The organism is Dietzia sp. CW19 (assembly GCF_014145265.1).
Classification (GTDB): Bacteria; Actinomycetota; Actinomycetes; order Mycobacteriales; family Mycobacteriaceae; genus Dietzia; species Dietzia natronolimnaea.
The window spans coordinates 1-6,002 of sequence record NZ_JAALEE010000209.1 but is presented as its reverse complement, the minus strand read 5'-3'; the positions used below and the strand labels follow the sequence as shown (position 1 = coordinate 6,002).

Here is a 6,002-nt window from a genome sequence, read left to right as displayed (position 1 = left end):
CCGCGGTGGCCGCGGTGGCGCTGGTCCGGGGGACGGGGGCCCGGGTGGTCGGGGCCGTCATCGCCCTCCTGGGCCTGGCCACCGGCGCGCTGCTGTTCTCGACCGTCGGCGGAGTGGACCAGGACCGGGTCCACTCCACGGTGACGGGTGAGGAGGAGCTCGGCCGCACCAACGCGGGCCCGGGGACGGCCGGTGCGCAGGCGGTGCCGGAGTGGTCGGAGATCACGGAGATCTCGACCCGGTCGGCCGGTCCGGTTCTCACCGGAGCAGGAGCGCTGGCCCTCGTCGCCGCGGGAGCCGTCCCCATGATCTGGCCGACCCGGAGGGTTCAGCGGGATGATCGCTATGTGACGCCCGGGGCGCGCCGCGGTGACCCGGAGGCCGGCGAGGACACCGGGGACACCGGTCGTGACCTGTGGCAGGAACTCGACGACGGGCGCGATCCCACGGGCTGAGCATCCCCGACCGGGTCCCGATTCTCGGAACCCCGCCTGCTGCCTCTATTGTTGATCTCGATCACACTTCCTGCCCGAACACTGCAGAGGGAGGTCACGGTGGGTACCGTGCTCGACTCGATTATCGACGGGGTCCGCGAGGACGTCGCGGCCCGCGAGGCTGTCATCGACCTCACTGCGGTCAAGAAGGCGGCCCGGTCGGCGCCGGAACCGCGTGACGCGCTCAAGGCGCTCCGGGGTGCCGGGGTCGGCGTCATCGCCGAGGTCAAGCGCGCCAGTCCCTCGAAGGGGCCGCTCGCCGAGATCCCCGACCCCGCCGTGCTGGCCCGGATGTACGAGGAGGGCGGGGCCCGCGTCATCTCCTGCCTGACCGAGGAACGCCGGTTCAACGGCAGCCTGGCGGACCTGGACGCCGTCCGCCGCGCCGTCGACATCCCGGTCCTCCGCAAGGATTTCGTGGTGGGCCCGTACCAGATCCACGAGGCCCGGGCGCACGGCGCGGACCTCGTGCTGCTCATCGTGGCCGCTCTGGAGCAGGACGCGCTGGTGTCCCTGCTGGACCGGACGGAGTCGCTCGGGATGACGGCACTGGTGGAGGTGCACACGGAGGAGGAGGCGGACCGCGCCCTCGAGGCCGGCGCCACCGTCATCGGTGTCAACGCCCGGAACCTCAAGACCCTCGAGGTCGACCGCGACGTGTTCTCCCGCATCGCTCCCGGCCTGCCGTCCGGGGTGGTCAAGATCGCCGAGTCGGGCGTCCGTGACGCGTCCGATCTCCTGGCGTACGCCAGCGTGGGCGCGGACGCGGTGCTGGTCGGGGAGGGGCTGGTGACGAAGGGCGACCCGCGCGCGGCGTGCAACGCCCTGGCCACGGCGGGTTCCCACCCGTCCTGCCCGCAGGGACCCCGCTAGGCCCCCGTCGCCCGCTTCCGGCAGACTGGGAGCCGTGAATTCTAACGAGCTGACACCGCTGCCCTCGATGGGAGACGTGCTCCGGACGACGACCGGACACGAGCCCGACCAGCGAGGCCACTGGGGCGCCTTCGGCGGGCGCTACGTCCCGGAGGCGCTCATGGCGGTCGTCGACGAGGTCGCCGACGCCTACGCCAAGGCCCGCGCGGACGACGCCTATCTGAACGAGCTCGACCGTCTCCAGCGCGACTACTCGGGTCGGCCGTCGCCGCTGTACGAGGCGGGGCGTTTCGGGGCCGAGATCGGCGCCCGTGTCTTCCTCAAGCGCGAGGACCTCAACCACACCGGATCGCACAAGATCAACAACGTCCTCGGCCAGGTGCTCCTCGCGCACCGCATGGGTAAGAAGCGGGTCATCGCCGAGACCGGGGCCGGCCAGCACGGCGTCGCCTCCGCCACGGCCTGCGCCCTGCTCGGCCTGGAGTGCAAGATCTACATGGGTGCGGTGGACGTCCGTCGTCAGGCGCTGAACGTCGCGCGGATGCGTCTGCTCGGCGCGGAGGTCGAGGCCGTGGAGGTCGGTTCCGCGACCCTCAAGGACGCGATCAACGAGGCCATGCGGGACTGGGTCTCCCGGGCGGACGACACCTACTACGCGTTCGGCACCGCCGCCGGCCCGCACCCGTTCCCCGCGATGGTCCGCGATTTCCAGCGGGTCGTGGGCACCGAGGCGCGCGCCCAGATCCTCGAGCGGATCGGACGACTTCCCGATGCCGCCGTGGCGTGCGTGGGCGGTGGGTCCAACGCGATCGGGTTGTTCCACCCGTTCATCGACGACGCCTCGGTCCGCCTGGTGGGCTGCGAGGCCGGCGGCGACGGGGTGGCGTCCGGTCGCACCGCCGCGACCGTGAACGCCGGGAGGCCGGGCGTCTTCCAGGGCTCGTACGCGCACCTCATGCAGGACGAGGACGGCCAGACCATCGAGTCGCACTCCATCTCGGCGGGACTGGACTACCCGGGCGTCGGGCCCGAGCACTCCTACCTGTCCGACATCGGTCGCGCCGAGTACCGGCCGGTGACCGACACCCAGGCGATGGACGCGTTCGCCCAGCTGTGCCGCACCGAGGGGATCATCCCCGCCATCGAGTCCGCCCACGCGATCGCCGGAGCCGCCCAGCTCGCCGCCGAGGGCGTAGACCTGATCCTGGTCAACGTCTCGGGTCGGGGCGACAAGGACGTCGACACCGCCGCCCGGTGGTTCGGCCTGTTGGGCGGGGGGACCCCGCCCGAGGCCGGGGTGGACTCGAGCCGGGGCGCCGACGACGGCGAGGGCGAGTACGCGGACGGGGGAGTCGAGGGATGAGCGTTCTCAGCGAGGTCTTCGAGCGGTGCCGTGCCGAGAACCGGGCCGCTCTCATCGGCTACTACCCGGCGGGGTACCCCACGGTCGAGGGGTCGATCGAGGCCGTGCGGACGATGGTCGCCCACGGGTGCGACGTCATCGAGGTGGGGATCCCGTACTCGGATCCCATGATGGACGGTCCCACCATCCAGGCGGCCGCGGATGTGGCGCTGGAGGCCGGCTTCCGGATCCGGGACACCTTCGCCGTGATCCGGGCGGTGGCCGAGGCCGGCGCGGTTCCGGTCGTCATGAGCTACTGGAACCCGATCCTCCAGTACGGCGTCGACCGGTTCGCGGAGGACCTCGCGGCCGCCGGGGGGACCGGGGTCATCACACCGGACCTCATCCCGGACGAGGCGGGGGACTGGATCGCCGCCACGGACGCACACGGGATCGACCGGGTGTTCCTGGTCGCGCCGTCGTCGACGCCCGAACGGCTGGCCATGACGCTGTCCCACACGAGCGGGTTCGTCTACATCCAGGCGGTCATGGGGGTGACCGGAGCGAGGGACGTGGTCTCCGACGCCCCTCGCACCCTCACCGCACGGGTCCGCGAGCATTCGGACCTGGCGTGCGGCGTCGGACTCGGGGTGCGCAACGGTGACCAGGCCGCGGAGATCGCCTCCTATGCGGACGGCGTGATCGTGGGGTCCGCCCTCATCACCGCGGCCACCGAGGGGGGCGAGGCCCTCGCCCGGCTGACGGCCGAGCTCGCGGCGGGCGTGCGTCGGCCGGGGGCCGGCTCGTGATCCCGAGCCCGCCCCAGGGGGTCTGGGAGCTCGGGCCGTTCCCGCTGCGCGCCTACGCGCTGTGGATCATCCTCGGCATCGTCGTGGCCATCTGGTGGGGCGAGAAGCGATGGGTCGCCCGCGGCGGGCGCGCGGGGGTCGTGCTCGACACCGCACTGTGGGCCGTCCCCTTCGGGCTCGTGGGTGGTCGCCTCTATCACGTGGCCACCGACTGGTACCGCTACTTCGGCGAGGGCAGGAATCCGGTCGACGCCCTGAAGATCTGGGACGGCGGTCTGGGGATCTGGGGCGCCGTCGCGCTGGGCGCGGTCGGCGCCTACATCGGGCTGCGCCAGCAGGGCATCCGGGCGATCGGTGCGTTCGGCGACGCGGTCGCCCCGGGGATCGTCCTGGCACAGGGGATCGGGCGTCTGGGGAACTACTTCAACCAGGAGCTCTACGGTCGCGAGACCGACGTGCCCTGGGCACTGGAGATCTACCAGCGCTACGACGAGAGCTACGGATACTCCGAGACCATCGGTCGCTCCACCGGGCAGGTGCTCGCGACCGTCCACCCCACGTTCCTCTACGAATTGCTGTGGAACGTCCTGGTGGCCGTGGCGCTGGTGGTGATCGATCGCAGGTTCCGACTCGGACACGGTCGGCTCTTCGCCCTCTACGTGGCCCTGTACTGCTTCGGTCGGTTCTGGGTGGAGTTGCTCCGGGCGGATGCGGCGACCGAGGTCCTCGGGCTGCGCATCAACACGCTCGTCTCTGTCGTCGTCATGGTGGCCGCACTGATCTACGTGTGGCGGGCACGCCGGGGCCGCGAGGACCCGTCGGAACTTCGTGCCCCCGAGGACCTGAGCGGTGAGACCCCGGAGGACGCACCCCCGTTGGCCGGTCGTTGACGTCGCGTTAACCGGTCATCCCGGTGAGGGGACTAGATTGGTACGGGTGAACCGTCGTACCAAGATCGTCTGCACCCTGGGTCCCGCCGTCGCGTCGGAGGCCGGCATCCGTGAACTCGTCGATGCCGGGATGAACGTCGCCCGGCTCAACTTCAGTCACGGCGACCATGCCGACCACGAGGCCAACTACCGCTGGGTCCGCAAGGCCTCCGACGAGTCGGGGCACGCCGTCGGTGTGCTCGCGGACCTCCAGGGCCCCAAGATCCGGCTCGGCCGCTTCATCGAGGGTCGCCACGAATGGGCGGAGGGCGACGAGGTCGCCATCACCGTCGCGGACGTGGAGGGCACCAAGGACCGGGTCTCGACGACCTACAAGGGGCTGGCCACCGACGCCCGACCCGGCGACCGGCTGCTCGTGGATGACGGCAACATCGGCCTGACGGTGCAGCGGGTCGAGGGCGACGACGTCCACTGCGTCGTCACCGAGGGGGGCACGGTCTCCAACAACAAGGGCGTGTCCCTCCCGGGGATGAACGTCTCGGTTCCGGCGCTGAGCGAGAAGGACATCGCGGACCTGCGCTTCGCCCTCGCGTTGGGCGTCGACTTCATCGCCCTGTCCTTCGTCCGGTCTCCGGCGGACGTCGACCTGGTGCACGAGATCATGGACGAGGTCGGCGTGCACGTCCCGGTGATCGCCAAGCTCGAGAAGCCCGAGGCGGTCAAGAACCTCGAGTCCATCGTCCTGGCCTTCGACGCGATCATGGTGGCCCGCGGCGACCTGGGCGTGGAGCTTCCCCTGCAGGACGTTCCGCTGGTCCAGAAGCGGGCGATCCAGATCGCGCGGGAGAACGCCAAGCCGGTCATCGTGGCCACACAGATGCTCGAGTCCATGATCGCCAACTCCCGGCCCACCCGCGCGGAGGCGTCCGACGTCGCCAACGCCGTGCTCGACGGGGCCGACGCCGTGATGCTCTCGGGCGAGACCTCCGTGGGCAAGTACCCCATCGACGCGGTGCGGACCATGTCGTCCATCGCCCTCGCGGTCGAGGCCGACTCCACCGCCGCGCCGGACCTCGTCCACATCCCGAGGACCAAGCGCGGGGTCATCTCCTACTCGGCCCGCGAGATCGGGGAGCGGCTGGGCGCCAAGGCGCTCGTCGCGGTGACCTCGACCGGTGACACCGTCCGCCGGCTCGCGCGCCTGCACAGTCATCTGCCCCTCATCGCCATCACCGGCGATCCGCGCATCCGGAGCCAGTTGGCTCTCACGTGGGGTACCGAGACCTTCCTGACCGACCGGGTCCACGAGACGGCGGAGCTCGTCAAGGTGACCGACGAACTGTTGCTCCCACTCGAGGGGTACAACGAGGACGATCTCATCGTGATCGTCGCGGGCAACGTGCCGGGAGTCGAGGGGTCGACCAACTTCATCCTCGTTCACAGGATGGGCGAGGCGGATCACTGATCACCTTCGGGTAACAACTCGGTAGCGCCGGTGAGCACCTGCTCACCGGCGCTTTCGTATCTATTCGTGCTTTTGACGTGACAGAGCCGAGATACATCTGTTACCTTTTTGGAGGCCACCGGGGAAGCC

At 70.5% G+C, this 6,002-nt stretch carries 6 protein-coding genes; all 6 read left to right on the top strand.

Annotated features, from left to right (window positions below; genetic code table 11):
* Nucleotides 1–455, top strand: a 455-nt coding sequence (locus tag G6021_RS07020; RefSeq protein ID WP_182640934.1) for a Trp biosynthesis-associated membrane protein, incomplete at its 5' end; no start/stop codon positions are given.
* 99 nt (nt 456–554) lie between these two features.
* On the top strand, nt 555–1,367 hold the full coding sequence (gene trpC / locus G6021_RS07015; RefSeq protein ID WP_179525147.1) for an indole-3-glycerol phosphate synthase TrpC: 813 nt from the start codon (nt 555–557) through the stop codon (nt 1,365–1,367).
* A 67-nt stretch (nt 1,368–1,434) separates the two neighbouring features.
* Nucleotides 1,435–2,730, top strand: coding sequence for a tryptophan synthase subunit beta (gene trpB / locus G6021_RS07010; RefSeq protein WP_182640935.1), 1,296 nt, complete (start codon nt 1,435–1,437; stop codon nt 2,728–2,730).
* A complete protein-coding gene (trpA, locus tag G6021_RS07005) occupies nt 2,727–3,518 on the top strand; it encodes a tryptophan synthase subunit alpha (RefSeq protein ID WP_182640933.1) in 792 nt (263 codons plus the stop codon). Before trpB ends, trpA begins: the two co-directional genes overlap by 4 nt.
* The gene (lgt, locus tag G6021_RS07000; RefSeq protein WP_182640932.1) at nt 3,515–4,408 is read left to right on the top strand and encodes a prolipoprotein diacylglyceryl transferase; all 894 of its coding nucleotides are present in this window, start codon (nt 3,515–3,517) and stop codon (nt 4,406–4,408) included. The genes trpA and lgt overlap by 4 nt, the downstream gene beginning before the upstream one ends.
* 46 nt (nt 4,409–4,454) lie before the next feature.
* On the top strand, nt 4,455–5,873 hold the full coding sequence (gene pyk, locus G6021_RS06995) for a pyruvate kinase (protein ID WP_182640931.1): 1,419 nt from the start codon (nt 4,455–4,457) through the stop codon (nt 5,871–5,873).
* The last annotated feature ends 129 nt before the right edge of the window (nt 5,874–6,002 follow it).

What these genes read in the sequence shown, in the direction of transcription:
- trpB (WP_182640935.1), top strand. Translation starts at nt 1,435, where the DNA reads ATGGGAGACGTGCTCCGGACGACGACCGGACACGAGCCCGACCAGCGA.
- trpA (WP_182640933.1), top strand. Translation starts at nt 2,727, where the DNA reads ATGAGCGTTCTCAGCGAGGTCTTCGAGCGGTGCCGTGCCGAGAACCGG.